At 63.5% G+C, this 24,567-nt stretch carries 22 protein-coding genes; 4 read left to right on the top strand and 18 right to left on the bottom strand.

What is annotated here, in order from left to right; translation table 11 throughout:
• Positions 1-83: 83 nt before the first annotated feature.
• The gene (locus QTL98_RS22925; RefSeq protein ID WP_445682459.1) at positions 84-596 is read right to left on the bottom strand and encodes a DinB family protein; all 513 of its coding nucleotides are present in this window, start codon (positions 594-596) and stop codon (positions 84-86) included.
• 102 nt (positions 597-698) lie between these two features.
• Here QTL98_RS22925 and QTL98_RS22920 point away from each other — a divergent pair, with 102 nt between their 5' ends.
• Entirely contained in the window at positions 699-1,289 is a 591-nt protein-coding gene (locus QTL98_RS22920) for a TetR/AcrR family transcriptional regulator (protein ID WP_445682458.1), read from the top strand.
• A 9-nt stretch (positions 1,290-1,298) separates the two neighbouring features.
• Here QTL98_RS22920 and QTL98_RS22915 read toward each other — a convergent pair whose 3' ends face one another.
• A complete protein-coding gene (locus tag QTL98_RS22915; protein WP_445682457.1) occupies positions 1,299-2,417 on the bottom strand; it encodes a M24 family metallopeptidase in 1,119 nt (372 codons plus the stop codon).
• A 151-nt stretch (positions 2,418-2,568) separates the two neighbouring features.
• Here QTL98_RS22915 and QTL98_RS22910 point away from each other — a divergent pair, with 151 nt between their 5' ends.
• Positions 2,569-3,489, top strand: coding sequence for a pirin family protein (locus tag QTL98_RS22910; RefSeq protein ID WP_445682456.1), 921 nt, complete (start codon positions 2,569-2,571; stop codon positions 3,487-3,489).
• Positions 3,490-3,531: 42 nt separating this feature from the next.
• Here QTL98_RS22910 and QTL98_RS22905 read toward each other — a convergent pair whose 3' ends face one another.
• The 10 genes from QTL98_RS22905 to QTL98_RS22860 form a co-directional block, all read right to left on the bottom strand.
• On the bottom strand, positions 3,532-4,431 hold the full coding sequence (locus QTL98_RS22905) for a flagellin (RefSeq protein ID WP_445682455.1): 900 nt from the start codon (positions 4,429-4,431) through the stop codon (positions 3,532-3,534).
• Positions 4,432-4,444: 13 nt separating this feature from the next.
• A complete protein-coding gene (gene flgK, locus QTL98_RS22900; protein ID WP_445682454.1) occupies positions 4,445-6,199 on the bottom strand; it encodes a flagellar hook-associated protein FlgK in 1,755 nt (584 codons plus the stop codon).
• A gap of 66 nt (positions 6,200-6,265) precedes the next feature.
• Complete coding sequence (locus tag QTL98_RS22895; protein ID WP_445682453.1) at positions 6,266-6,805, bottom strand: hypothetical protein; 540 nt, start codon at positions 6,803-6,805, stop codon at positions 6,266-6,268.
• Positions 6,802-7,164: a hypothetical protein gene (locus QTL98_RS22890; RefSeq protein WP_445682452.1), complete on the bottom strand. Its 363-nt coding sequence runs from the start codon at positions 7,162-7,164 to the stop codon at positions 6,802-6,804. Before QTL98_RS22890 ends, QTL98_RS22895 begins: the two co-directional genes overlap by 4 nt.
• An 11-nt stretch (positions 7,165-7,175) precedes the next feature.
• Entirely contained in the window at positions 7,176-8,471 is a 1,296-nt protein-coding gene (flgE, locus tag QTL98_RS22885; RefSeq protein WP_445682451.1) for a flagellar hook protein FlgE, read from the bottom strand.
• A gap of 70 nt (positions 8,472-8,541) precedes the next feature.
• Positions 8,542-9,198, bottom strand: a complete 657-nt coding sequence (locus QTL98_RS22880) for a flagellar hook assembly protein FlgD (protein ID WP_445682450.1) — start codon at positions 9,196-9,198, stop codon at positions 8,542-8,544.
• A gap of 263 nt (positions 9,199-9,461) precedes the next feature.
• Entirely contained in the window at positions 9,462-9,761 is a 300-nt protein-coding gene (locus tag QTL98_RS22875) for a hypothetical protein (protein WP_445682449.1), read from the bottom strand.
• 208 nt (positions 9,762-9,969) lie between these two features.
• On the bottom strand, positions 9,970-10,443 hold the full coding sequence (locus QTL98_RS22870; protein WP_445682448.1) for a flagellar export chaperone FliS: 474 nt from the start codon (positions 10,441-10,443) through the stop codon (positions 9,970-9,972).
• Between the two features lie 25 nt (positions 10,444-10,468).
• Positions 10,469-12,130, bottom strand: coding sequence for a flagellar filament capping protein FliD (gene fliD / locus QTL98_RS22865; RefSeq protein ID WP_445682447.1), 1,662 nt, complete (start codon positions 12,128-12,130; stop codon positions 10,469-10,471).
• A 110-nt stretch (positions 12,131-12,240) separates the two neighbouring features.
• Positions 12,241-13,071: a flagellin gene (locus QTL98_RS22860; RefSeq protein WP_445682446.1), complete on the bottom strand. Its 831-nt coding sequence runs from the start codon at positions 13,069-13,071 to the stop codon at positions 12,241-12,243.
• Here QTL98_RS22860 and QTL98_RS22855 point away from each other — a divergent pair.
• Entirely contained in the window at positions 13,070-13,258 is a 189-nt protein-coding gene (locus QTL98_RS22855; protein ID WP_445682445.1) for a hypothetical protein, read from the top strand. The two genes, QTL98_RS22860 and QTL98_RS22855, sit on opposite strands and share 2 nt — an antisense overlap.
• Positions 13,259-13,272: 14 nt before the next feature.
• On the opposite strand, the gene QTL98_RS22850 is transcribed toward QTL98_RS22855, so the two are convergent.
• Together QTL98_RS22850 and QTL98_RS22845 are read right to left on the bottom strand one after the other, a co-directional pair.
• Positions 13,273-13,884: an RNA polymerase sigma factor gene (locus tag QTL98_RS22850; protein WP_445682444.1), complete on the bottom strand. Its 612-nt coding sequence runs from the start codon at positions 13,882-13,884 to the stop codon at positions 13,273-13,275.
• A gap of 589 nt (positions 13,885-14,473) precedes the next feature.
• Positions 14,474-15,349 (bottom strand): helix-turn-helix domain-containing protein, encoded by an 876-nt coding sequence (locus QTL98_RS22845; RefSeq protein ID WP_445682443.1) that lies wholly within the window; start codon positions 15,347-15,349, stop codon positions 14,474-14,476.
• A 217-nt stretch (positions 15,350-15,566) separates the two neighbouring features.
• On the opposite strand from QTL98_RS22845, the gene pobA reads away from it, so the two are divergent.
• On the top strand, positions 15,567-16,751 hold the full coding sequence (pobA, locus tag QTL98_RS22840) for a 4-hydroxybenzoate 3-monooxygenase (protein WP_445682442.1): 1,185 nt from the start codon (positions 15,567-15,569) through the stop codon (positions 16,749-16,751).
• A gap of 82 nt (positions 16,752-16,833) precedes the next feature.
• Here the strand turns inward: pobA and QTL98_RS22835 are convergent, their stop codons facing one another.
• The 4 genes from QTL98_RS22835 to mprF form a co-directional block, all read right to left on the bottom strand.
• On the bottom strand, positions 16,834-18,843 hold the full coding sequence (locus QTL98_RS22835) for a methyl-accepting chemotaxis protein (RefSeq protein ID WP_445682441.1): 2,010 nt from the start codon (positions 18,841-18,843) through the stop codon (positions 16,834-16,836).
• A 222-nt stretch (positions 18,844-19,065) separates the two neighbouring features.
• Positions 19,066-20,328, bottom strand: a complete 1,263-nt coding sequence (locus QTL98_RS22830) for an MgtC/SapB family protein (RefSeq protein ID WP_445682440.1) — start codon at positions 20,326-20,328, stop codon at positions 19,066-19,068.
• A gap of 85 nt (positions 20,329-20,413) precedes the next feature.
• Complete coding sequence (locus QTL98_RS22825; RefSeq protein ID WP_445682439.1) at positions 20,414-21,790, bottom strand: AcvB/VirJ family lysyl-phosphatidylglycerol hydrolase; 1,377 nt, start codon at positions 21,788-21,790, stop codon at positions 20,414-20,416.
• Positions 21,787-24,402 (bottom strand): bifunctional lysylphosphatidylglycerol flippase/synthetase MprF, encoded by a 2,616-nt coding sequence (gene mprF / locus QTL98_RS22820; RefSeq protein ID WP_445682438.1) that lies wholly within the window; start codon positions 24,400-24,402, stop codon positions 21,787-21,789. Before mprF ends, QTL98_RS22825 begins: the two co-directional genes overlap by 4 nt.
• Positions 24,403-24,567: the final 165 nt, after the last annotated feature.

The following is a 24,567-nucleotide window of genomic DNA, read 5'->3' as shown; positions in this document are numbered from 1 at the left end:
CTTCTCCCGCGGAAGGCTTTGTCACGGGGCATTCCGCTGCCTGGCCGGTGCAGCTCTCCTGCACCGGCCGACTTTTGAGTGGCTCAGGCGGCAGGGGCCTGGCGGCGCCCAGGCTCATTCTGATGCAGGAAGACGGCGAAGGTGTCCCACGGCAGTCTGGCTGGCTGAAGCGACTTCAGCAGCCGGCCGATTTCGCCGCGGTGATAGCCACCATGAAGCAGCACATGGCCCAGCATATCTTCGCGCGACATGCAGCCGGGATCGCCATCGGTGAAGGAGAAGGCAAGGGGCGCTGCAAGCTCCGCCGCGCCGATGTCGGCAACGTAGCCGATATACCAGCGATCAAGCGTCTCGCAGGCAGCGCGTAGGTCCGGCAGTGGCAAGAGGGGCGCCGGCACGTCGCTTTGGTAGCCATGCGGCTGGCCGGTCAGGTGGTGCGCGAAGATGTCGGCGACCGCATAGATGTGGTTCATCAGGCCAAGGGCCTCGTCGAGCCCGGCGCCGCGCTGCCCGGCAGGCACCGTCTCCAGCGCCTCGAGGAACGCCCTGTTGGCCCAGGCCTGATACTCAAAGAAGCGGGTCAGCATTCCGGGCATTGCCGGCGTCCTTCCGTGCAGGTCAAAAATATGAGTAAAGTGCTCATATTCTTGAAAGGGAGGCCGGCTTTGTCTACTCGCATCGGGAAAACCGGGCCGGCCATGCGCAAACGCCCGAGCCAGGCGCGTTCGCGTGCGACGGTGGATGCCGTGGTGGAAGCGGCGGCTCGCATTTTGAGCGCCGAGGGCTGGGCCGGCTTTACCACCAACAAGGTGGCGGCAGCCGCCGGGGTCAGCATCGGCTCCTATTACCAGTATTTCCCGGACAAGTTTTCGCTGATCGAGGCCATCCGGGCGCGGCATCTGGCAGATTGTCTGGCGAGCCTCAAGGCGGCATTGGCGGGCGAAAAACCTTTCCCCGTCTTTGCCGAAGAGCTGGTGGACGGGATCATTGCGCAGCACAGCATCCATCCGGGCCTGCACCGGGTCTTGCTGGATGAGGCGCCGAGTTCAGAGGCCTATCGGGACCCGCAAAGTGCTTTCGAGAAAGACTATCTCGGCTGCTTCCGGGAAATGGTCAGCCGCTATTGCTGCCGGCCGCGGCAAGTTCCGGACGCGGTAATGGGCACCCTGCTGTCGGACGCCATCGACGGTGTGGTTCATAACGCCGCCCGCCGCGGAACCTTGCAGATGCCGGAGGTTCGCGGCGAGCTGTTGACGTTGGTCGGGCTATACCTCGCGGGTGCCGGTTAAAGGGCCGGTTCAGCCCTTCACCACATGCGGGTCACGCGGCAGTTTGCTGACGATGCGGGGGCCGTCCTTTTCCAGCACCACGATCTCTTCCAGCCGCACGCCGAACTTGCCGGGCAGATAAATGCCGGGCTCGATGGAAAACACCATGCCCTCTTCCAGCACTGTCTCGCTCGTCTCGGTGAGGTAGGGCGGCTCGTGCCCTTCAAGGCCGAGACCATGGCCGGTGCGGTGGGTGAAGTATTCGCCGTACCCGGCGGCGGCGATGACGCTGCGAGCGGCCTCATCGACGGTCCGCGCCTTGACGCCCGGCTTTGCCGCCTTGAGCGCGGCCTGCACCGCCCGCTCCACCGTGCCGTGGACTTCCAGATATTCCGCCGACGGCGTGCCGATGACTGCCATGCGGGTGATGTCGCTGGAGAACAGGCCTTGTCGGGCGCCGATATCGATGACGATGGCATCGCCCTCGGCAATCACCCGCTCGCTCACCGAATGATGCGGGAAGGCGCCGTTGGAGCCGGCGCCGATGATGGTGAAGAGCGGTTTTGCCTCGTGCTGGCCGAAGACCCGGATGACTTCGGCCGCCACATCGCTTTCACGCAGGCCCGCCTTCACGCAGGCAAAGGCCGCCAGCATCGCCTCGTCATCAATAGCGGCGTTGCGGTCGATCTCGGCGATTTCCTCGGCCGTCTTGCACATGCGCAAGGCCCCGAGGCTGGCGCCGGCAAAAGCGCGGGCGGCGGGTTTTACCGCGTCGAGGAACAGCAGGGCAAAATCGGCCCGCATGCTTTCGTCGACATCGACATGCTTCGCCCCGGCAAGGCCGAGATCGGCCACCAGTTTTGCCAGTTCGCCCTGCGGACCTTCGGCATCGCTCCAGACATAGAAGGGCAGGCCGGCGCCCGCCGGCAGCTGGCTGCGGATCTGGTCGGCATTGAGGGCCGGCATCAGGAAGGCAGCCTTTTCCGGCGTCACCACATAAAGGCAGGCGCGCTCGTCGGCATGGGGTTTCGCGCCGGTAAGATAGGTCATGTAGGCGGTGGGGCCCACGGCCACGGCGGCGATGCCCCGCTCCTTCATGAGTCCCTGAAGCCGGAGGGTCGCCGGGGGAAGGGAAGCGCGGGAGGCCATGCTGATGGCGCCTTTCTTGAAAGATGGGTTTGTTTAATTTTTAGCATTACTAAAATTTTTACCGACGACAAGAGATCTCGTCAGTCGATGGTTTTCTCTGTCCCCGGCTTGCCGCATCTTCTGCGTCAGGCAAGCTGAACGAGGCAAGAAAATGAGCTGGCACCCCTCCCTCGACCCCATCGCGGGCGACAAGCAATCCTGCGATGCGCTGGAACTGGTGATCGTTCCGCGCACCAGCGACATCGGCGGCATGGAGGTGAAGCGGGCGCTGCCCAACGTCAAGCGCCGCATGGTCGGGCCGTTTATCTTTCTCGACCAGATGGGGCCGGTTCAATACATCGCCGGCAGCGGCATGGATGTGCGCCCGCATCCGCATATCGGGCTTTCCACCGTCACCTACCTCTTCGATGGCCGCATCACTCACCGCGACAGCGAAGGCAATATCCAGGACATCACGCCGGGCGCGATGAACCTGATGACGGCCGGGCGGGGCATTGCCCATTCCGAGCGGACACCGGATATGCAGCGCCGGGACGGGCAGGTGATGTTCGGCCTGCAAAGCTGGGTGGCGATGCCAAAAACGCAGGAGGAGGGTGACCCGGGCTTCCAGCATTATGCCGCGGACACGCTACCCTTTACCGAGGATGGCGGCCTGTGGGCCCGCGTGGTGGCCGGCAAGGCCTTTGGCCTGACGTCTCCCGTCGGCACATTGTCGGACTGGTTTTATGCCGAGGTGCGATTGCAGGAGGGGGCCAGCGCCCCGCTCGACAGCGATTACGAGGAACGCGCGATCTATGTCTGCGCCGGGTCGGTTGAGATCCGGGGCGACCGTTTTGGCCCCTCGCAATTGCTGATCTTCCGTCCGGGTGACCGTATCACGGTGACGGCCGTTGACGGCCCCGCGCGCCTCATGCTGCTGGGCGGCGCGGTTGCCGACGGGCCGCGCTATATCTGGTGGAACTTTGTTTCCTCCAGCAAGGAGCGCATCGAGCAGGCCAAGGAAGACTGGAAGATGGGCCGCTTCGGACCGGTGCCGGACGAGACCGAATTTATTCCGCTGCCGGAGATGTGAAGCAGTCGCTATCGCATCATACCATACCGCCGGGAGCCGACCTTACAGATAATCCACCAGGTGCATCTTGGAGGCGCTGGAGATGGCGGAATAGGAGGCTTCCAGAATGGTCTGGTACTGGGTTGCCTCCGCCGTTACCTGCGCCACGTCGACATTCTTGACGTTGTCGACGACGTCCTGGGCGTAGGAGACGAAGGTGTCCTGCGTTTCCTCGGCATTCTCCAGCCGGTTGGCGGCGATGGAGAGCGTGGTCTGCACGGTGGTGAGCGAATTGAGCGCTTCCGTTGCCAGGTCGTAGGCGTCCTGCAGGGCGTCGGTGTCGATGGGGTCGGTGCTGATCTGGGAAATGATGCTGGCGACGCGCAGCGCCATCTCGAAGGCGCTGGTATCGCCGGCAACGCCATAGCTGATGCTCTGGCTCTCCGAAACACGGGCCGATGCCGTAATGTCGTCGCCCTGGTAATAGCTGGTATCTGCCGTCGAGGCGTCCGTCGGCATCGAATAGCTGTCAAGATCGACCGGGGCAGTATCGGTCTGGCTGCCGGCGAAGAGATAACGTCCCTCCGACTTGGTGTTCATCAGCTCGGCCAGGGAGTCCAGCGCTGACTCGCCTTCGGCATTGAGGGTGGTGTTGTCGGTGTTGGAAAGCGCGGCGCTGATGTCGGTGCGCAGGCTGCTGATGATGTCGACCATGTCGCCAACGGCGGAATACATGACTTCCGTACGGTCTCCGGCAAGGGAGGCGTTGTCAGACCAGCTCTGCGCCTGGCTGATTTCGTTGGCGAGGCTGATCATGCGCTGGGAGGAGACGCCATAATCGCCATAGGTGTCGCCAACGACGCCGGTCGCCTCCTGTACCTGCTTCTGGGCAAGCGAGGTCTGCGTGCGCAAGGAGGCATCCAGCAGCGTCTTGTTGAGGGCGTAGGTGGAAATGCCGGCCATGATGTCGGTCTCCCTAGCTTGCCACGGCGTTCAGCAGTGCCTCGAACATGGACTGCACAGTGCTGACGATCTGGGCGGAGGTGCTGTAGGCGTTCTGCAGCTCGGTCAGGCGTGCAGTTTCCTCGTCGGTATTGACGCCGAATTGCGAGCTGTAGCTTGTGGTGAGGGTGTCGAGCGTATCGGAGGCGGTGGTAGCGGCCGTCGAGGCGTTGCTGGTATCGGTCGCGACCTTGGAGACGATGGCCGCGGCATAGTCGGCAAAGGTCTTGGTGCTGGCCCCCAGCTCCCCGGCAGCGGAGAAGCTCTGCGTCGAGGTGAAGGCATCGGAAAGCGCCGTGGCGACAGTGCCATCACCCGACCCGACCGCACTGTCGCCGACGGCAAGGCTGGAGCTGTCGCTGAGCGAGCCCGTTGCCAGTGTGCCAGGGGAGGCGGCGATGTCGGCGCGCACCGCGATGTCGGTGGCCGAGGTACCGGTCAGCAGGTCGTTAAGGCCGAAATAAGAGGAAAAACCCTCATCATCGCTGCCGACCGCGCTGTCCATCTCGTTAATAGCGATGCCACTGGTGCCATCGCTGGAGGCGATGGAAAGGTTACCGTCGCTATCCACCGAAGCGGTAACGCCGGTGATGCCATTCAGCGCATCCACCACATCCTGCACGGTGGAATAGCTGGAAAGATCAAGATCGGCATAGCTCGTCACATTGCCGTCGCTGTCCGTGACAGCGACACGCACCGTGCCGGTGCCGGAGAAGGCATCGGTGGCGCTGACGCTGGTGGTACCGGTCAGCGAAGTGGGCGGCGGGTTGGAGGTGCTGGCGTTATAGATGCTGTTGAGCGTGGTAATGAGCGAACTCGCCAGCTCGTCCAGCTCATCCTGCGCGGCCGGCAGGACGGTATCGCGCTGGTCGATCAGCGCCTTCAGCGAGCCGGAATTGATCGAGGTGGTGATGTCGACCCCGCCGACGGTAATGCCGTCGAAGCCGCCGCTGGCATAGGTGGTGTCGGCACTCGCGGAGGAGACCGCCGTGTGCGACAGCTCCCGCACTTCCGAGCCCAGCAGCGTCACACCCGACGTCGTGTAGATCTGCATCTTGTTGTTTGAATCGACGTAATAGGAAACGTCGATCTTGTCGGCGAGATCCTGCAGCGCCTGGGTGCGCTGGTCTTCCAGATCGGAGGTCGACTGGCCATTGGCGGCGGCCTTGTTGATCTGGTCGTTCAGATCGTCGATCTGGTAGAGCAGGCTGTTGATCTCGTCGACGGTGTCGGAGATCTCCTGATCCGCCTGGGTGCGCATGTCCTGAATGGTGTCGGACGTCTCGCGCAGGGTCGCGGTGGTGTCCTCAAGGTCGGCCACGACCTGGTTCTTCAGCGTGTCGCTTTCCGGCGTGGCGGCAAGATTGGCCAGATCGGTCGACAGATCGGTGAGCATGGAGGCAAGGCTGGTGCCGTTGCTGTCCGACCCGTCGATGGAGCCCATCGCCTGATCGAGCTGGTCGAAATAGTCGCTGTAGGTGGTGGCGTAACCGCTGTCGGAGGCTGCGGCGGCAATGGTCTTCAACAGATAGCTGTTGGTGGCGGCGGTGATGCCGCTTGAGGTCACGCCAAGGGTGGTGGAACCCTGGACGTCCGTGGAGACGCTGAGCGTTTTCTTGGTGTAGCCCGCAACATCGGCGTTGGCGATGTTGGACGAGGTCACGCTCATCTGCTGCTGGATGACGCTCAGCGAGCTGAGAGCAGTATAAAGGGAGGCGCTGAGGGTCATGGCTTCAGGATCTCCTGCCTCAGGTCAAGGGCGAGCCCGGGGCCATCAACGCCGTAAAAGCGGCGCTCAGGCCTCGTAGCTGCGGGTGGTGGGGGCGGGGCCGCTGGCACGTACGCCGGCTTCGCAGTAAGGGCGGTCTGCTTCGGCCACATCGCGGATGGCCTGCATGACGGCGTTAATGCGCCGGCGGCTGGCGGTGATGGCAACCTCGATACGGCGGGTATTTTCGCGGGCAAGCCCGTCCAGCACCCCGGCAGCGCTCAAAAGCTGCTCGCGCATGCCGGCAACGCGGCTTGCACCTTGTACTTCTGCCGTCTGCATCATGGCTTCGCGCAGCTGGCTATACTCATGCGTCAGCGCCACCTTGCGTTCGGTCTTGAGCGAGAGCTTGGCGGGCAGCCCTTCGGAGAGCAGCTCGTTTTCCTCGCGCAGCAGGTCGCACAGATCGTCCATTACCTTCAGCATGCCGACGACAGGGTCGGGGCCGGCGGTTTCGGCATCGGCAAGCGTCGGGCCCGGCATCGGCAGCACGGTATCGGGACCGGCCTTGAGTGCGGCAGGGCGGGGGGCGGCCGGGCGGAGGGCGGGACGGGGCGAAGCGTTCATCGGGGTCTTCCCATTTTTGCCGTGCCGACGGCACCGGCATAAGCCAGCGCTGCCCGGCTGTGGCCGTTCAGACGTTGCAGTTCCTCGCGGGTCTGCCGCAGCTGGGCGTCGAGCGAATTCACGAGGTCGCGGATGTCGGCGATCGCCATGGCGGCGCGCAGCATCAGATCGTTGCGGGCGGCGGTGTCCGCTGTTTCCAGCTGGCGGCCGAGGCCGCGGGCGAAATCCAGCACCGGAGCCTCGCCCGGCACGTCCGGGCACAGGCCGACCCGGATCTGGGCAAGGCGCCGGCCGGCTGCAGCGGCTGCCTGATCGTGCAGCGCACGGGCCTTGCGGGAGGTCTGGGCGGAGTTTTTCATCGCCGCCTGCCTCACCGCACCGCTTGCAGCAGGCTGTCGTACATATCCTTGACGGTGGTGACGACCTGCGAGGCGGCGGAGTAGGCCTGCTGGGCAACGATCATCTTGGAAAATTCGGTCGCCGTGTCAGTGGTCGACTCTTCCAGATAATAGCTGCTGATCGAGCCTGCCCCGTCTTCACCGGCGACGTGCAGCGTGTAATTGCCGCTGTCCGTGGTCTGGGCGTAGACGCCGTCCGAGAGGATCTCGAGATTGTTTTCCGCCGGGAAGGTAACGATCGGGATCTTGTAGATCGGCAGTTCCTGGCCGTTGGAATAGACCGCCGTCACCGTGCCGTCGCTGGCAATGCTGACGCCGGTGAGCGAGCCATACTGCACGCCGTCGGTATCGATGGATTCCACCGACACCTGCGGGTCATCATCGCCGGTGGTGTACTGGGTGAGGCCATCCGCCTCGCCCGAGGTGCCGAGATTGAGCGAGATGCTGCTGGCGCCGGCACCGTCATCCCAGCTGTCGATGGTGATGGTAGGTTCGGTAACCGTGTTGCCCGAGCTGTCGGTGATGGTGTTAAGCGTGCCATCATCATTGAAGCTGATGGTGTAGCTGGTGGTGCCGCCGGCGGTGCCCGTCGCCTCTCCCGAGGACGGGTCCGTCGGGTCGTTGACGGTCATCGTCCACTCGTTGGTGTCCGTCTTGGTCCAGGTGACGGAGACAGCCTGGGTATTGCCGAGGCTGTCATAGACATCGATCGAGGTGTCGAAGGTATCGCCGACTTCAGCGTCGGCCGGCAGGTTCGCCTCAAGGGAGGCCGTCGTCGTCGCTTCGGCAGACGAGGAATATTTTTCGATGTTGATCGGCTCCAGCGCATCGACGCTGTTGGTGTTGGCCGAGGTGACATTGCCGTCGGAATCCGTGGTCCAGCCGACGAGGTAGTAGTCGCCATTCACCAGATACCCGTCATCATTGACGGTGAATTCGCCGTCGCGGGTGTAGTAGGTCTGCTCGCCGTCGACGCCGTCGGTGATGGGGAAGAACCCGTCGCCGGAAATGGCAAGGCTGGTGGCGCTGGTGCTGGAACTCAGCAGACCCTGCGTAGAGATGTTCTGCACCGAGGTGGCCCGCACGGCGCCGGAGGCGTATTTGGTGCCAAGCGAGCTCTGCTGGGTAACGATGTCGGAAAAACTGGCATCGACGGTCTTGTAACCGACGGTGCTGGAGTTCGCGAGATTGCTGGAAATCAGCGAAAGGGCGTAGCTCTGGGCATTCAGCGCGGAAACCGCGCTGTTCATTGCACCGCTGAGGCTCATGATCTCTCTCCCGGAGAGCAGGGGGATGGGGCGTGCCGTAACGGCCGGGCTTGCCGGCCGCCGGGCCCCGTCAGGTCGAGATGCCGATCACATCGTCCATGTCGACGGAGATGTCGCCGATCAGGAGTTCGGTCGTGCCGCTGGAGCTGTCCACGCCGGTCACCTTGCCCTTGATGTAGGTGGTGCTGTCGACGTCGTTGCCGCTGGCATCGGTGGCGCTGACGGTGAGCGTGTAGTCGCCGCTGGTGTATTCGGTGCCGTCGCTGCCGGTGCCATCCCAGGAAAGGTCGTGGCTGCCGGACGAAGTGTCGCCCGAACCGGTCCAGACGACATTGCCGTCGCTGTCGGAGATGGTGAGCGTCACGTCGCTTGCCGTGCTGTCGAGGTCATAGCTCCAGTTGGCGGAGCCGTCCTGAAGGGCCGTCGTGTCGCCTTCCAGCGTCACCGTCTTGCCGATGTAGCCGACACCGTTGGAGGCGGTGAGGGAGGAAAGGCTGTCGGTGATGGTGCTGAGCGAGGAGTTGGTGATGAGCTGCTGCTCGACCCCGGCCAGTGCGATGAGCTGGTTGGTGAAGGCCGTCGTATCCGTGGGGTCGACCGGGTTCTGGTTCTGCAGCTCGGTGGTCAGCAGCGTCAGGAACGTGTTGTAGGCATCCGTTGCCGACGAGCTGGAAGAGCTCGAGGACGAGGAGGTAGTGGATGTCGAGGAGGTGACCGCCAGAGACATTGGTCCGTCCTTCCCAGGCTGCGGGCCCCCGCCTAGCGCGCGGTCAGCCCTTGGATCGATGCATGGGAAGCGGAGCCGTTATTGGTCTGGTGAGGTCCGTCTTTCCCTTCTGGCGGTTACTACGGACGGGGCCTCGGGTTCCGGGCGGTAAAGTTTTGAAGAAAAAATTTGGGGCCGGTGCGACGGAAGTTAATCGCCTGCCGCGTTAAGGCTACAGGACGCCGGAGACTGTCGGGCGTGAGACGGGGCCGGGAAGGCCGGTTTCAGCCGCGGGATTTGGCGGAGGATTTGTCGTCCAGATCGCTGTCTGCATCGTCATCGCTGCCAAGTGCAGCTGAGAAGATGCGGTCGGCAAGGCCGGACGGTGCCTTTACGTCGGTATTGGTGGCGGCAAAGCCGTCGCCCAGACGCTGCGCGTCCGCGAGGATCTGGCGCGCCTTGACCGACTGGGCCAGCAGCGCCTCAGCGGCAGTGCGTTCGTCTCCGGGCCAATTGGCCGGGTTGTCGCCGCAACGGTCGACGAGATCCTGAAAGGCCCGCATGGTCATCGGCGCTCGTGCCACGATAAAGACGCTCTATCCTTGCCGCAGGAATGCCGGCCACCAGCCTGACGGCGGGTGGGGCAAACCGATAATAGGTAAATGCCGCAAGGGAATACACCCCCTGATGCGGCCCTTCCGGCAGAGGCCGGCTGGCCGCTACCGTAAGAGCCGCGCAAGGCCGAAACAAGGCGGGGGTGGCAGAGCATGATCAATTCCCGGTGATCGGGGCTCAGGCCCGGCCGAAGACGCCGGAAGCGGCACCGATACGGCCGGAGGTGTTGTGTTCGCCGCCGCCGGCAGGCGGCATATGCGCGGCCGGGCTGTTGGCAATCTCGGCCCAGGCATCGCGGGTGATGCGCACGGCTTCGATCAGCTTCTGGATGATCTCGGCGCCATTGGGCCGGCGGATTGAGCCCAGCAGCACATTGGCGAGCGAGGTGTACATATCCCTGAGCGATGTGCCGACCCTGCCGCCCCGCTCCATCTCGAGATTGCGGTTGAGGCCGTTGAAGATGGTGACGGCCTTGCTGACCTCGTTGAAATGCCCCTCGAAATCGCGCTTCTCGGCGGCACGGGCTGCATTGGCCATGTGATAGAGCGCCTTGTCATAGAGCATGACGACGGCAAAGAGCGGCGGGGTGGTCTGTACCGCGGCCTTGTAGGCGGAGGCACCACGGGCGGGGGAAGTCTTGGTCCGGGTCATGGGGTTTTCCTCAACTAAGGAAGGATCAGCTGTCGGAAGAATCCGCGGCGTTGAGTGCCTTGAGCACGGTGAGCGTTGACTCGGCCGCGGCAATCTTGGCCTCGATCTTGGCGTAATAGGTCAGCAGGTAATCGCGGTACTCTTCCGCGTCGGAGCGGATCTGGTCGCTCTGGTCCTGCAAATCGTCGTCGGTGGATTCCAGATCGTCGATCAGGGTCTGCAACGTGCCGGTATCGCTGTCGGACGCCGCGTGGGTCACCTGGTACATCTGGTCGGCAAGACCCTGGCTGATGGTCACGGTGACCGTCGCGGCGGTGTCGCCGGTATATTTGAAGACCAGCCCCTCATAGATGCTGCCTTCCGCCCCGGTGATGGTGTTGCCGGAAACCGTGAAGAGCGAGCTGTCGCCATTCACCGAGACGCCGGAGAGATCGCCATCGGCATCGACGGTGATCTTCATCTGGAAGCTGCCGGAATAGCTGGCGCCGTCATGGCTATCGAGCGTCAGTTCCGTCGAGGAGGTCTTGCCGGAATATTCCAGCAGGGCCTGAAGTTCGGAGAGATTGTTGTCGAGCGCGTCTTCCAGCGTGTCGTCGTCGATCTCCAGCTCGTTGTCGTCATTGAGCGTGATGCCGAATTCGGCCAGCGAATGCCCGCCGACCATATTGCCGAGAATGGAGCCGAGGCTGGTGGAGGCAGAGCGCAGGGTTGAATCGCCGAAGAGATAGGCGGTGTCGGAGGCTGTGCCGTCGGAGTTGGTCGCCTGGTTCTGTGCCACCCACGAGCGCCAGCTGTTGTAGGCGGTGACGAAATCATTGAGCGCCGTCTCGATGGCGTCGGTGTCCTGCTCCACCTTGATGGTGATGGTGGTGCCGCTTTCGGCCTTCAGCAGATGCAGGGTGATGCCGTCGATCACATCGTCGATATCGTTGCTGTCGCGCTCGATGCCGCTGATGCCGTCGACGGTGACGATGGCGGGCTGGGCTTCCTGCAGCACGTTGGTGTAATCGCCCGAGCTGTCGGTGATGCCGAGGCTCTGGGCCATATCCGTCGTGCTGTCGGAGGTGACGGAGATTTCCTGGTTGGTGTTATCCGCCGTCAGCACCAGCATGTATTCGCCGCTCGATACCGTGAGGATCGAGGCGGTGACGCCGGTATCGTCATTCATCAGGTTGATGGCGTCGGCGATTTCTTCCAGCGACATGTCGTCGGTGATGGAGATATCCGCACTGCCGGTGTCGGTGGAGATGGAGAGCGTACCGGTGAGGCCAAGCTCTTCGGAGCGTGACGTCTGGTAGGTGCTGCCAAGGCGCTGGGCGGTAGCGATCTGGGTGATCTCAACCGTGTGGCTGCCGGTGGCGGTGCCGTTCTCGATGGTGGTGTCGAGCAGTTCGGTGGCATCGGTGGAGGTGCTGGAAGTGAGGGTGCCGATGCGCTCTTCAAAGACGTTGTCTTCGTCCGAAGGGTCGTTCAGCGCGTCGATGGTGTCTTCCAGATCCTGCAGCAGCGTCTGGGTCTGCTCATAGGCGCTGATCTTGGTTTCGTTGGCGGAGATCTTGGTGTCGATCTCGTCGGCGCGGTCGGTGCGCGCGGCAACGGCGGCCTCGACGATGGCGTCGGTATCGAAGTCGAACGCGTCGGTCGAATAGGTCGTCGTGGAGCTGCTGACGGAAGAGGTCGATGCCATGATGCCTCCGGCAGGCTACGCACGAGCCCGGCTGGTCTGGAACGGGAAGGAAGACGAACCGGCACCGGCCGGCAGCGGGAAGGGGCTGCCGGCCAGTACCGCTCGAACCATCAGGACTGCAGCAGGTTGAGCAGTTCGGACGGCATCTTGTTGGCCTGGGTCAGGGCGGCGATGGCCGCCTGGGTCTTGACGTCTTCGGCCGAGAGCTTGGTCTTTTCCGCCGCGACATCGACGTCCATGACGGTGGACTGCGAGGCTTCGGAGTTTTCCACCTGGGTGGCGATCGTCTCCGAGCGGTAGTCGAAGCGCGACATGGTGGCGCCAAGCGTGGCGCGCTGGGCCGAGATGGTGTCGATCGCGGTGTCGAGGGCGTCGAGCGCGCTCTCGGCGTTGGTCTGGGTGGTGACGTCGAGGCTGTCGATCGAGAGCGCCGTGGTGTCGGAGCTGTCGATGGTGATGGTCAGCGTGTCGCTGGAGTTGGTGCCGACGAGGAAGGACACGCCGGAGGCGAACTGGCTGGTGCCGTCCAGCAGCGCGTCGCCATTGTAGCGGGTGGAGCTGGCGATATCGTCGATTTCGCTCAGCAGTTCCTGGAATTCCGCGTCGATGTCATCGGAGCGCTGGTCGTCGGTGACGGCGCCGCTGTCCGACTGGGCGGCCAGGGTCTTGAGGCGGGAGAGAATGTCGCTGATGCGGGCAAGGCCGCCGTCGGCAGTCTGCAGGATCGAGGAACCCTGCGAGGCGTTGGTCGCTGCCTGGTTCAGCACCGTGACATCGGCGCCCAGCTGGGTGCCGATGGCAAGGCCGGCTGCGTTGTCGGACGCCTTGATGATCGACGAGCCGCTGGCGAGCTTGGAGATGGACGACGACTGGGCGTCGGAGTTCTGGTTCAGGTAGCGCAGCGCGGAGTTGGCTGCGACGTTGGTGGAGATAACGGGCATGAAACGGCTCCATCGGTTGCCGGATGACTTGAAAGCCGCGGACGCAACGGGGTTGCCGTCATCGCCCACACTGATTTCCACGGTGGGGCAGGGCAAAGCAGGCGCAAAAAATGCGCTGGGTGTTTATGGCATTGACTCAAATAGGATTTTTGCCGCGGGCAAGGTGCCGGCGGCTGAGGGCCTGTGACTTTTCGGCCGGGTTCAGTCCCCCGACAGCATGGAGCGGACGTCCCCTTCCGCACGCTTCAGCAGCTCGCGCAGGCGCTGGCGGCCGCGCTTCAGCAGGGATTCCACCGCAAACAGGCTGGTGCCCATCACTTCGGCGATTTCCTTGTTGCTGAGCCCTTCATGGTAGGAGAGCGTGATGGCGGCGCGCTGGGGGGCGGGCAGGCGGGAGAGTGCCTTGTCGAGCTGCAGCACCACCTGCTGGCGGTGAATGCAGGAGACGGCGTCTTCGCTCTCATCCCGGGGTTCGGGCACATCGTCGAGATTTTCGCCGCGCGGCCCGCGCAGCTGGTCGATGCAGGCATTGACGATGACCCGGTAGAGCCAGGTCGAGAATTTCGCCCGGCCTTCCTGCCAGTCATGCCGTTTTTGCCAGGCCTTCACGAAGGCTTCCTGCGTCACATCCTCGGCATCGGCCGAGTTCTTCAAAACCCGCAAGGCAAGGCCGAAGGCCCTGTCGATGTGCCGCTCAACCAGCAACCGGTAGGCTGCCGTGTCATCGGCCCGCATGCGGGCCAGAAGGCTGTCGTCACTGTCCGACGCGGCGGACGTTGTTACCTGAGGCCGAGACATTAGCGCCGATGTCATCTGCTGCACCCCTTGAATTACCCCTAAGATTGGCCGGCTTTTTGCCTGTTTCCTGACCTTGGGGGCGGTCTTGGCTTTGCTCCATTGCCGGTAGTGTTACGGGCGGCCAAAAGAAAACTGTCGCTAAATTTTGAGAAAAAATTGCCGATCTATAAAGGGAAATTTTTGCCTACTTTGTAAAAGAGCAATGCATTTTTTGCCTAGTGAAGTATATTTAAGAAATTAGTACGAATAATGCGCCGTTTTTATTTTTAACGCCCCGATTTTTATCCTGACTGTTGTGAGGGGTGGCCTGCCATCCTCAATCGTGCCGACAACAGGCAGAACCTGCCACGCGGAGTCTGCCCGGCAGAAATTGCCGCATGACCGGCACCCTTTTCCTCAGATGGGAAATAACTGCCTGATATAGAATGGATTTTTTGCAATGCGGGAGGAAAGATCTGCCGACCTGAAAGGTGGCGGCAGTACGCCTTTTGGGGTGTGTTCAAGGGGTAACAAGCATCAGTGACTAATCGGCTCGTCAGGGCGGAAGACGAAAAAAAATCGCTGCCGGGTGGTTTGGCACCAAAAAAACCATCTGACCGGAATGTCAGCTCCCGGTTTTGCCGCGTGTGCGCCGGAAGGCGGCAGGCGGTAGCCCGGTCCGCTTGCTGAAGAAGCGGGAAAAATAGGCGGCGTCGCGAAAACCGAGCCCGTAGGCGATCTGGGCAACATCGAGGGTGGTGTAGATGAGGTCGCGCTGGGCTTCGACCAGCAACCGGTCCTGCAGCACCTGGCGTGGCGGTTTGCCGGCATGGCGGTGACAGCTGGTGTGCAGCCTGTCCTCGCTGACGCCGAGCTCGCGCGCATAAAGACTGACGGCCCATTGCTGGCGATAATGCTGCTCTACCAGCTGGCGGAAACGGCGGAACAGCAGGGCGCCGGGTTCTTCACGCCCGCCTGCGCCGCGGCCGGGTTCCAGCAATGCGCAGAAGCTCGCCAGCAGCAGCTTGAGATGTGCCTCGATGGTGGTGTGGAGGGCGCCGTCATCCTGGGTGAGGGCGCGGGCAATGGCGGTGAAGGAGGGGGCAAGCTCCTCCCGCTGCGCGGGACAGGAGAGGGGGGCTGACAGGGCGGCCCCGATTTCCGCAAGGTTCTGCTCGCTCAGGATGGCCGTCAGAAAATCCGCCGAGACGGTAATGATCTGCCCGTCCGTATCCGGCGAGAAATGAAAACCATGCACGGTGCCGGCCGGCAGCCAGAGGAGCCAGGGGGCGGTGATCTCCTGGCGCCCGCCTTCAAGCTCCAGCACCGCCCCGCCTTCGGTAATGAGAAAGGCCTGAAACAGGTCGGCATGGCGGTGCGGGCTGATGTTCCAGTCATGCCGCGGGGCGCGCGCAACGATGCGTTCGGCGTGGAGGAACCGCGGCACCGGCGGGGCCGGGCTGTCGCCATAGAGCCAGTAACTGGGGATCGGGGTTGCCATTTTAATCCAAGGCTCTTTTGTGCGCTATGCGGACAAAACCAGCATTCATGCGCTATGGGGCGCTGAATAAAATGCCAGGACTGCGGAATTTGTCCAATTATTCGCGCAGTCCGTCCATTCTGGAACTGGCGACAGAAGCGCATGATTTCCACAAGGCAAAGAAGCGGCCGCCGGCATCGCCGACGATGCAGAGACCGCCCCTCAGGAGGAAACGATTATGCGTACCGAAGTCGGCATCGTGGGTGCCGGGCCGGCGGGCCTGTTGCTCGCCCAGCTTCTGGATCTGGCTGGTATTTCATCCGTCATCATCGAGGCCCGGGACCGGGCCTATCTTGAGGCGCGCATCCGTGCCGGCGTGCTGGAATGGGGCACGGTGGAAATGCTGCGCGAAGCCGGCGTCAATGCCCGCATGGAACGCGAGGGTCTTGTCCATCGCGGGATCGACCTTGCCTTTCGCGGACGCAAGCACCGCATCGATTTTGAAAGCCTCGTCGGCAAGACCACCATGGTCTATGGCCAGCATGAGGTGGTGAAGGACCTGATAGCCGCGCGCCTGGAACGGGGCGGCCAGATCGTGTTCGAGGCCGAGGATGTCGGCATCGAGAATTATGAGGAAAGCAGCACCACCCGCCCGGTGATCCGCTACCGCAAGGACGGCGTGGAGCACCGGCTGGAGTGCGATTTCATTGCCGGCTGCGACGGTTTCCACGGCATCTGCCGCCCGAGCCTGCCCGAAAGTGCGCTCAAAGTTTACGAGCGGACCTACCCGTTCGGCTGGCTGGGCATTCTGGCGGAAGCCGAGCCCACCAATGACGAACTGATCTATGCCAATCACGAGCGTGGTTTTGCGCTTTACAGCATGCGCTCGCCGACGGTGACCCGGCTTTATCTGCAGTGCCATCCGGAGGAGGACCTCAAGGAGTGGCCGGATGAGCGTGTGTGGTCGGAGCTGCATCGCCGGCTGGAGGACAGCGATGGCTGGAAGCTCAAGGAAGGGCCGATCCTGCAAAAGAGCGTAACGGCGATGCGCAGTTTCGTGGCCGGGCCGATGCGCCATGGCCGGCTGTTTCTGGCCGGCGATGCCGCCCACATCGTGCCGCCCACCGGCGCCAAGGGCATGAATCTCGCTGTAGCCGATGTGCGCTACCTTTGCCGCGCGCTGGAGCGCTGGTATCGCCATAACGATATGGCCGGGCTGGATGGCTATTCCGACAAGTGCCTAGCCCGGGTGTGGAAGGCGCAGCGTTTCTCCTGGTGGATGACGCAGCTGATGCACCGGTTCGAGGAGGCGACGCCGTTCGAGCATGAGGTGCAGCAGGCCGAACTCGATTTCATCACCAGCTCCCGTCGCGGGGCGGCGGCGCTGGCGGAGCAGTATGTCGGCCTGCCGTTCGACGATTGAGGCCTGTTAGCAGGGAATAAAAAAGCGGGTGTGCCGTTAGGGCACACCCGCTTTTTCTTATCGTTTCGAACCCGGCTGTGGATCAGGCGGCGAGACGGCGCGCCAGACTCACCTGTTCCTCGTCATTGAGGTCGAAACGGATGCTGCAGCCGTGTTCCCCGGAGGAAACGACGCGGAAGGTAACGGGGCGGCTGAAGTAACCGGCGGAGCGCAATTTACCCACGGTCCCGTCAACCAGCTTCACGCCCTGCAGCAGGGCACCGCTGGCGGAGAGGTTGACGATTTCCGCCTTCTGCTCGGTGTTGCCGATGGTGAGGGAGCAGGCCTCTTTCACGTCATGGCGCTCATGGGTGCGGCGGTCGACATCATCCGTGGCGGTACGTACGACGCGCACGAGGGTCTGGCGCAAGGTGGTGACGCCATCGGTGACATCGCTGGCCGCCGACTGAAGCTGGCCTGCCTTTTCGTCAGTGCTCTGCGCTTCCTGGGAGACGAAGGTGATCCGGCGGGCAACCTCGCGATTGGCCTCCGCCGTCTCGCTCACATTGCGGGCGATCTCCTGCGTGGCGGCGCTCTGCTGATCCATGGCCGCGGCAATGGTGGTGGAGATGGTGTTCATGTCATCGACGGCCATGCCGATCTGGGCGACAGCGGAGACGGCATCGGCGGTGACGGACTGGATTTCGCTGATCTTCTGGCTGATCACCTCGGTCGAGCGCGTCGTCTGGTTGGCGAGGTTCTTGACCTCGCTGGCCACCACGGCAAAGCCCTTGCCGGCTTCACCGGCACGTGCCGCCTCGATGGTGGCATTGAGCGCCAGCAGGTTGGTCTGGCTGGCGATTTCGCCGATGAGATTGGCGACATCGCTGATCTGCGCCACGACCTGGCTCAGGCTTTCGATGGTTTCGCGGGCATGGCGGCCATTTTCAACCGCGGTGGTGCTGAGGGTGCGGGCATGGGTGATCTGGCCAGTAATCTCGCGGATCGAGGCGGTCAACTCTTCGGTTGCGCCGGCGACTGCCTCGGCATTGGCGAGGGCTTCCTGGGCCGCTGCGGCGACGTTTTCGGCATTTTCGCTGACATGGCGGGCCGAGGCGGACATGGCTTCGGCCGTGCTGCTCATGGCGCTCGCTTTTTCAGCAACGGTACTTACCGCAGAGCGGGATTCCTGCTCGACCGTCTCGGCCATGCCGGCAAGGGCGCTGCGCCGTGCCTCTTCGGAACGGGCCTGCTCCTCCGCCTGGGCCTTGCGCAGGGAGATGTTCTCGCTCGTGCGGTCCCGCAGGATGGTGAGGGCGGTCGCCATTTCGGCGATTTCGTCCTTGCGGCTGCCGGTTGCCGGTACGTGGGTGTCGGGGTTGCCATTGCCGATATGCTTCAGTGCCGTGGTCATTGTACTGAGCGGCTTTACGACATGGCGCTGCATGACAACCATGACGGCAATGGCGACGAGAATGCCGATGACCGCAATGACGAGCGAGGTTGAGGAGAGCTGGTGCGCCAGGGCGTCCGTCTTGCCCAGCTCGTTATCCATGGTGTGATGGGCGGTTTCGGCGATGGCATCGACATCCGCCAGCAGGGCTTCCAGCGCTTCGGACAGTTTTTCGGCCGTCGCATCAAAATCGCTCATGATCTTGTTGCCGCCTGCCGGCCCCTGATCGACATAGGCATGGGCCATGGTTACGCCAGTGTCGTAGTAAGGGCCGATGGCTGCCGCGACAGCATCAACGCCCTTCACGACATCCTGCGCGCCGAGCTCTGTAGCGAGGGCGCGAACTTCCGAGAGGCTTTTTTCTGCGCCAGCGCGTGCCTGCTTCGCTTCTTCCCAGCCATCATCGAGACCATCAAGGCCACGCGTGGCGGAAACATCGGTCAACCACTGCTGAATCTGGACGATGTCGAACCGGGCTTCCTTGGTGGAAATCTCGAGCGTCAGCACCTTCTCGCCGACAACATCTGCTGCCTTCTGGGCCTCATCCATCTGGGATTTCAGCTGCTCGGCACCAAAAAACATCATGCCGGCGGCAATAACCAGAAGGGCAAGCAGGGTGATGTTGGAGGCAAGCAGTTTGAGGCTGAGGCTAAGGCGCATGGAGTGGCTCCGGAAACAGACGATCAGCCGGATCGATGAGATTGGGCTGTTTGTCGGTGGTTTTGGCGCCGAAAGCTGAATTACACCGGCATTGCGTGCAATCTGCCTTTCGGTATAGGACGACTATCTTATGGAAGCCTGCCGGCCAGTTTTGCGCTGGATCAAAAGTGCGGGACGGGCGCGCGGTGCAGAGGGATAGGCCGCGAAACTTTCGGTTGTCCGTCAGGGCAGGGCAGGTGCCAGGAAAAGCAGCCCGGAGATGAGAACGGCGGCAAGACTGACGCCGCCGGTTATTATCCCCAATCGCCGGCCGCCGAGTGTCCAGGCGAGGCCGGCCTTGGTGAGCGTGTTGACGGCGCACACGATGGCGATGCCGGCAACAACCGTTGCCTGGGCGATATCGCCTGCCGGCATGCGGGACAGCGACAGGGTAATCGCATCGACGTCGGCAAGGCCGGAGATTGCGGCCAGTGCGAGCACACCGCCGCCACCGAGCCATGTGTTGAGCAGGCGGCTGAGCAGCGAGATGAGGGCAATGAGCCCGGCGAGCTTGAGCGCGGTGCCGAGGTCGAAAGGGTTGCTCAGCTGGATATCCGCCGGCTTTTCACGCCCGGCACGCCGGCGCAGCAGCCACCCGCCGGCAAGTGCCATGATCAGCGCCGGCGCCAGCAGCGGTGCCAGCAGCGGCGTGAGCAGCGACTGGTTGACGACCGACGCGACGATCAGCACACGCACGAACATAGTCGCCCCGGCCATCAGGATGCCACCGGCCAGCAGGGGCGCTGCCTGGGGGCTTTCCTTTGCCATGCGCGAGAAGGTGACGGTGGTGGCGGTGGATGAGGCAAGGCCGCCGGCCAGGGACGCGGCCAGCACGCCGGCATTTTCTCCCATCAGGCGGATCGCCACATAACCGACAAAGGAAATGCCGGCGATGATGATGGCGAGCAGCCAGATTTGTGCCGGGTTGATGGCCTGCCAGGGGTCGAAAGTGCGATCCGGCAACAACGGCAGTAGCAGGAAACTCATCGCCAGCAGGATGATGACGGCCCGCAGCTCTATCCAGCTGATGCGCTGCACCCAGGCATGTAGCGGCTGGCGCAGGGCCAGCAGCACCATGCTGGCAACAGCAGCGGCGACGGCGACTTCCAGCTCTCCCAGAACCGCATAGGCGCCCAGCACGAAGGTGAGCAGCCCGGCCACGAGCCCGGTGACGCTGAAATTCTCCTGCGCGATGGCCTGCAGGCGGAAGAAGACCAGCATGGCTGCGCAATAGGCGGCAAGCGCCAGCGGCACCATCAGCGGTGTGGTGAGCGGGGTCAGCACCCCGCTTACCCCGCCCATCAGGGCAGAGAGCGCATAGGTGCGAAGGCCGGCAACCCGCTGGCTTTCGGCCTGGTCGCGATCCTGCCAGCCACGCACAAGGCCGACCAGCAGGCCGATGGCAAGTGCAACGCCAAGGCGCTGCATCTGGTCGAAGGAGGACATGGCAGGTTGGCTTCCGGCAGGGGGACAGGAGAAAAACCGTTTCCTGCCGGTATCTTACCGGATTTTCAACCTGCGCCGGAAGGGCCTAGCGCGAGGCAATGGCGACATGGAAATGCTGGAGCAGCGTGCTGGCCAGCTTTTCATAGTCCCCATCGAAATGATGGCCGCCTTCCAGTTTGATCTGCGACTGCGGAGAAACACCTGGGCCCGTACAGCCGCTCTCCTCCTCTTCCGCGCCGTAATAGCAGCCGAGGGTATTGGCCGGTAGCGTGGCTATGGCAGCCGTTACATCCTGTTCGCCCGTGGTGCGACCGAGCCAGCCATCGACCTTGATTTCAAATCCGGTCTTCGGCTCCGGGGCCAGCAGGGCGATCAACTGGGTGCGGTCGCGGATGGCGGGGTCCAGATATTGCCAGGCGAAGGGCAGCGTGTTGGCGCCGAAGGAATAACCGGCCAGCAGGACCGGCAGCTTGCCGGTTGGATCGGCCCGCTTGATGGCAATTGCCATGTCGCGCGCCATTTCCTCCGGTTTACGTTCTGCCCAGAAATAACGCAGGCTGTCGAAGCCGGCGACGGCAAAGCCCTTGCCGGCCAGGGTCTCGCCAATGCCCTCGTCGATGTCGCGCCAGCCGCCGTCCCCGGACCAGATTACAGCCACCGCACGGGCACCGCGCTGCGGGCCAAGGGTGGTGATCGGCAACTGGCTGGCCACCAGCGCATCGGCGCGGGCAAGGGCGGTCACCTCGACGACCAGCTTGTGCGCCTCTTCCTCCGGCACGTTGTCCCGCACGACACGCACCCCGGTATGGGCGGCATAGGAGGGGTCGATGCGGGCGGTGTCGGCGTCGTTGGTAATGAAGGTCATCGGGGCGACCATCGGACCGTCGAAGCCATAGCTCCAGGCGCCGTCAGCCAGCTGCTCTTTCTGTGTCGGGCCGGGGCAGAAGGGATGAGCGCTTGCCAGATGGTTGCTGAAGCCGAGGGCGACCGCACCGGCGATGGTGTTATCCGGCGCGTTGGCGAGCGAGGCATAGGCGAGCGTGCCGGCATCTATGCCGGCGCCGACAATCACCGGACGGAAATAGGTGGAAAGGCCGAGTGCGCGGCCGGCGTTGCGCGCCAGCCCCTCAAAATCGCTGATGGTATAGATGCAGTCGTCCGAGGCCTTGTCGATCCCGGCAAGGTAACTCTTGCCGTCGACCGGCAGCACGATCATGCCGGCATCGACAAGGGCCTTTGCCTGATACTGCCGCTGCGGTGTCCAGCCTTCCATGCCGGAGACGAAGACGGCAAAACCCAGCGGTGCGCCCTTGGGCAGCATGAGCTCGGTTTCCGGCACATTGTCGGAAGCGATCTTTTCGTCCGGCGGGAAAAACCGTGCCATGAGCGGGCGCCATTCCAGCGCCGTGCCACCGGCGGCAGCCAGCACCAGCGCCATCCCGGCCAGAACAAGCTTCTTCATTTGCGGATGATCTCCAGGCGGCCGCCGGCAATAAGGGCGGTTACATCCATCAGCGCCTGCGGCAGCGACAGCGAGCCGCGGCAGGCCATGTATTGCGGGGTCCAGACCGGGTGGAACTTGTCCTTGAAGGCCCGCAGGCCATTGAAGGGATAAAACTCACCGCCGCGGCGGAAGATGAGCGCGCCGATCTTGCTCCAGAGCGGAGCCAAACGATGGCTGGGCAGCCCGGAGAGCGGCGCGGCACCGAGATTGAACCAGCGATAGCCCTCGGCCTGGGCGTGAAGAATCATGTGCACTATCAGCGCATCCATGAGCGTGCGGGAGACGCCGGAGCGGTAGCGGATGAGATCGCAGGCCATCTCGTTCCTGTCGCCGCTGCGCCAGAGATTGGAGAAGGCAACGATCTCACCGTTCTGGCGCATGACCGCGCAGTCGAATTCCGCCAGGAATGCCGGATCGAAGCGGCCAAGCGAGAAGCCTTTTTCGGCAGCGTTCTTGGCTTCAAGCCAATGGTCGGAAACGGCGCGCAGCTCATCCATCAGCGCAGGCACGTCCGCCGCCGGCACGACGGAGAAGGAGATGCCTTCGCGTTCGGTCTTGTTAAGGGCGGTGCGCAGCGGCTGGCGCGGCGTGCCGGCCATGGTAAAGGCAGCAAGATCCACCCGCGCCACTTCACCGATCTTGTGCAGCGACAGGCCCATATCGAGATAGAGCGGCAGGCTGTCCGGGCCGATGCTGTAGAAGACGCAGCGGCCGTCATTAAGATCTGCCTGCTCGCGGAAACGCCAGGCAAGGGCCCTGCGGGTCTCTTCATCGCCGGCGACCGGGTCGCCCATGACGATCCAGCTGCGGCCCTTGATGCCGTACATCACGAAACCGGGTTTGCCGGACGGAGCGAACAGGAAACGCTTGTCGCCAAGCAGGGCGAGCGCGGAACTGGCATGGCTGCTGACGGCAAGACCGTCACGCACCACATCGGGGATATGGCGCTCGTCACGCAGACGCATCAGCGGGCGATTGAGCGCAGCGTCGAAGGCGATGATGGCGATGACGACGGAGGAGGCGACCATGGCGCGCAGGAAGAGCGGGGCGTCGCTGTTCCAGGCGAACTGCCACCACATGTCATCGTCATAGGCGCGATGCTGGGAGAAGAAGTAACCGAGCCAGACGGCCACGGCGATCAGCGCGGTGACGGTGCCGAGCCAGGGCAGGGTCGGACGCAGGTCGCGCAGCGAGCCGCGGCGGTAGAAGGCTTCCGGGAAAGCAGCGAGAAACAGGGTGAAGGCCGTCAGCACGGTCGTCTCCAGCCAGTCCTGATTCTGCATGACCGAGAAGACGATGCTGGCGCTGAGAAGGGTAAGCGCAGCAAGCCAGGCCGGGCGGCGGCGGGCAAAAAGGCCGCGCGAGATCACCAGCAGCAGAAGGCCGATGAGGCTTGCCAGAATGTGCGAGGCTTCCACGAACGGCAGCGGAACGATGTTTTCCGGGTTGCTCAGATGGTGATGGATGCGCGGCAGCGAAGAAGAGAGCAGCAGCAGCACGCCGCTGATGAGCACCAGCGTGCCGGTTGCCAGCGGCACGACATTGCCGACGGTGCGGGCAACGACGCGGCCTGCGGTGGCCACATGCTCATGGCGGTGCATGACCTCGTTCACCGCCAGCACGATGCCGGCAACGGTGAGCGGCAGGATGAAATAGATGATGCGGTAGAGGATGAAGGCCGCCGCGATATCCGCCCGGCCGGAAAGGCCAAGGCCGGTGGCGATTGCTGCTTCGAATACGCCAACGCCGCCGGGGGTGTGGCTGGCGATGCCAAGGGTGAGGGCCGCAGTGTAGATGGCGAGGAAGGGCAGCAGCGTCGGGGTGACGTCGGCCGGCAGCAGCACCCAGAGGGCGGCGCCCGACGCCATGATGTCGATAGTGCCGAAGGCGAGCTGCACAATGGTAGTGCGCCCGGCCGGCATCGGCAGATGCCAGCGGCCGATGCGGATCGCGCGCCGCCCGGTCGAGGCCCAGAGGACCAGCGCGCCGATCAGGGCAAGGCCGCCATAACCGAGGATACCGGTCAGATGGGCATCGATGCCGGTCACCTCTTCGATCCCTGCCGGGCCGAAGGCGAGGCCGAGCGCGGTGACGAAACCGATGCCGAGGCACAGCGTCATCCAGGACAGGGCGACGATGCGGCTGATGTCGGTAAGGTTGAGGCCGGCGGCGGAATAGATGCGGTAGCGCACCGTGCCGCCCGTGAGAACCGGGAAGCCCAGGGCATTGGAGACGGCATAACCGGTGGCGCCGGCAAGCAGGGCCGTGCGCACCCGCACCGGCTCTGCCACCGCGCTGCGTACGGCCAGCCAGTCATAGGCGGCAAGGGCGGTGAAGCTGATGACCGTCAGGGCGATGGCGGCGAGGACGGCCGTGGGGGAGGCGGCGTCCAGCGCAGAGGCCAGATCCTGTAGCTGGATATGACGAGCGTAGTGGAACAGCACATATCCGGCGCCGCTTACCAGCAGCAGGCCGGCGACAAGGCTGAGCAGGCGCAGATGGCTGCGCCGGCGCGGAGTTGCGGTTGCGGTCAGGGTGGTCTTGCTGTCGGCTATCACTTGGCTGGTCATCGGTTGTCACGTCGGCTCATCAAGGGCGGGCGGGGGCCTGTTGCCGCCTGCGGCATTGCCCCTTCCTCGCGAGTTGCGCGTATTCCTTGTCGCGGATTGCGACAAAATCTTGGTGGCCAGGATGCCGGAAGGGCGCCAATGGGGAGCCCTGTTCGCGGTAAGGCC

Origin of the sequence: Radicibacter daui (assembly GCA_030657355.1) — a bacterium.
GTDB classification, from domain to species: Bacteria; Pseudomonadota; Alphaproteobacteria; order Radicibacterales; family Radicibacteraceae; genus Radicibacter; species Radicibacter daui.
Note: the sequence above shows the minus strand (reverse complement) of the source record. Positions and strands in the feature narration are given on the sequence as shown.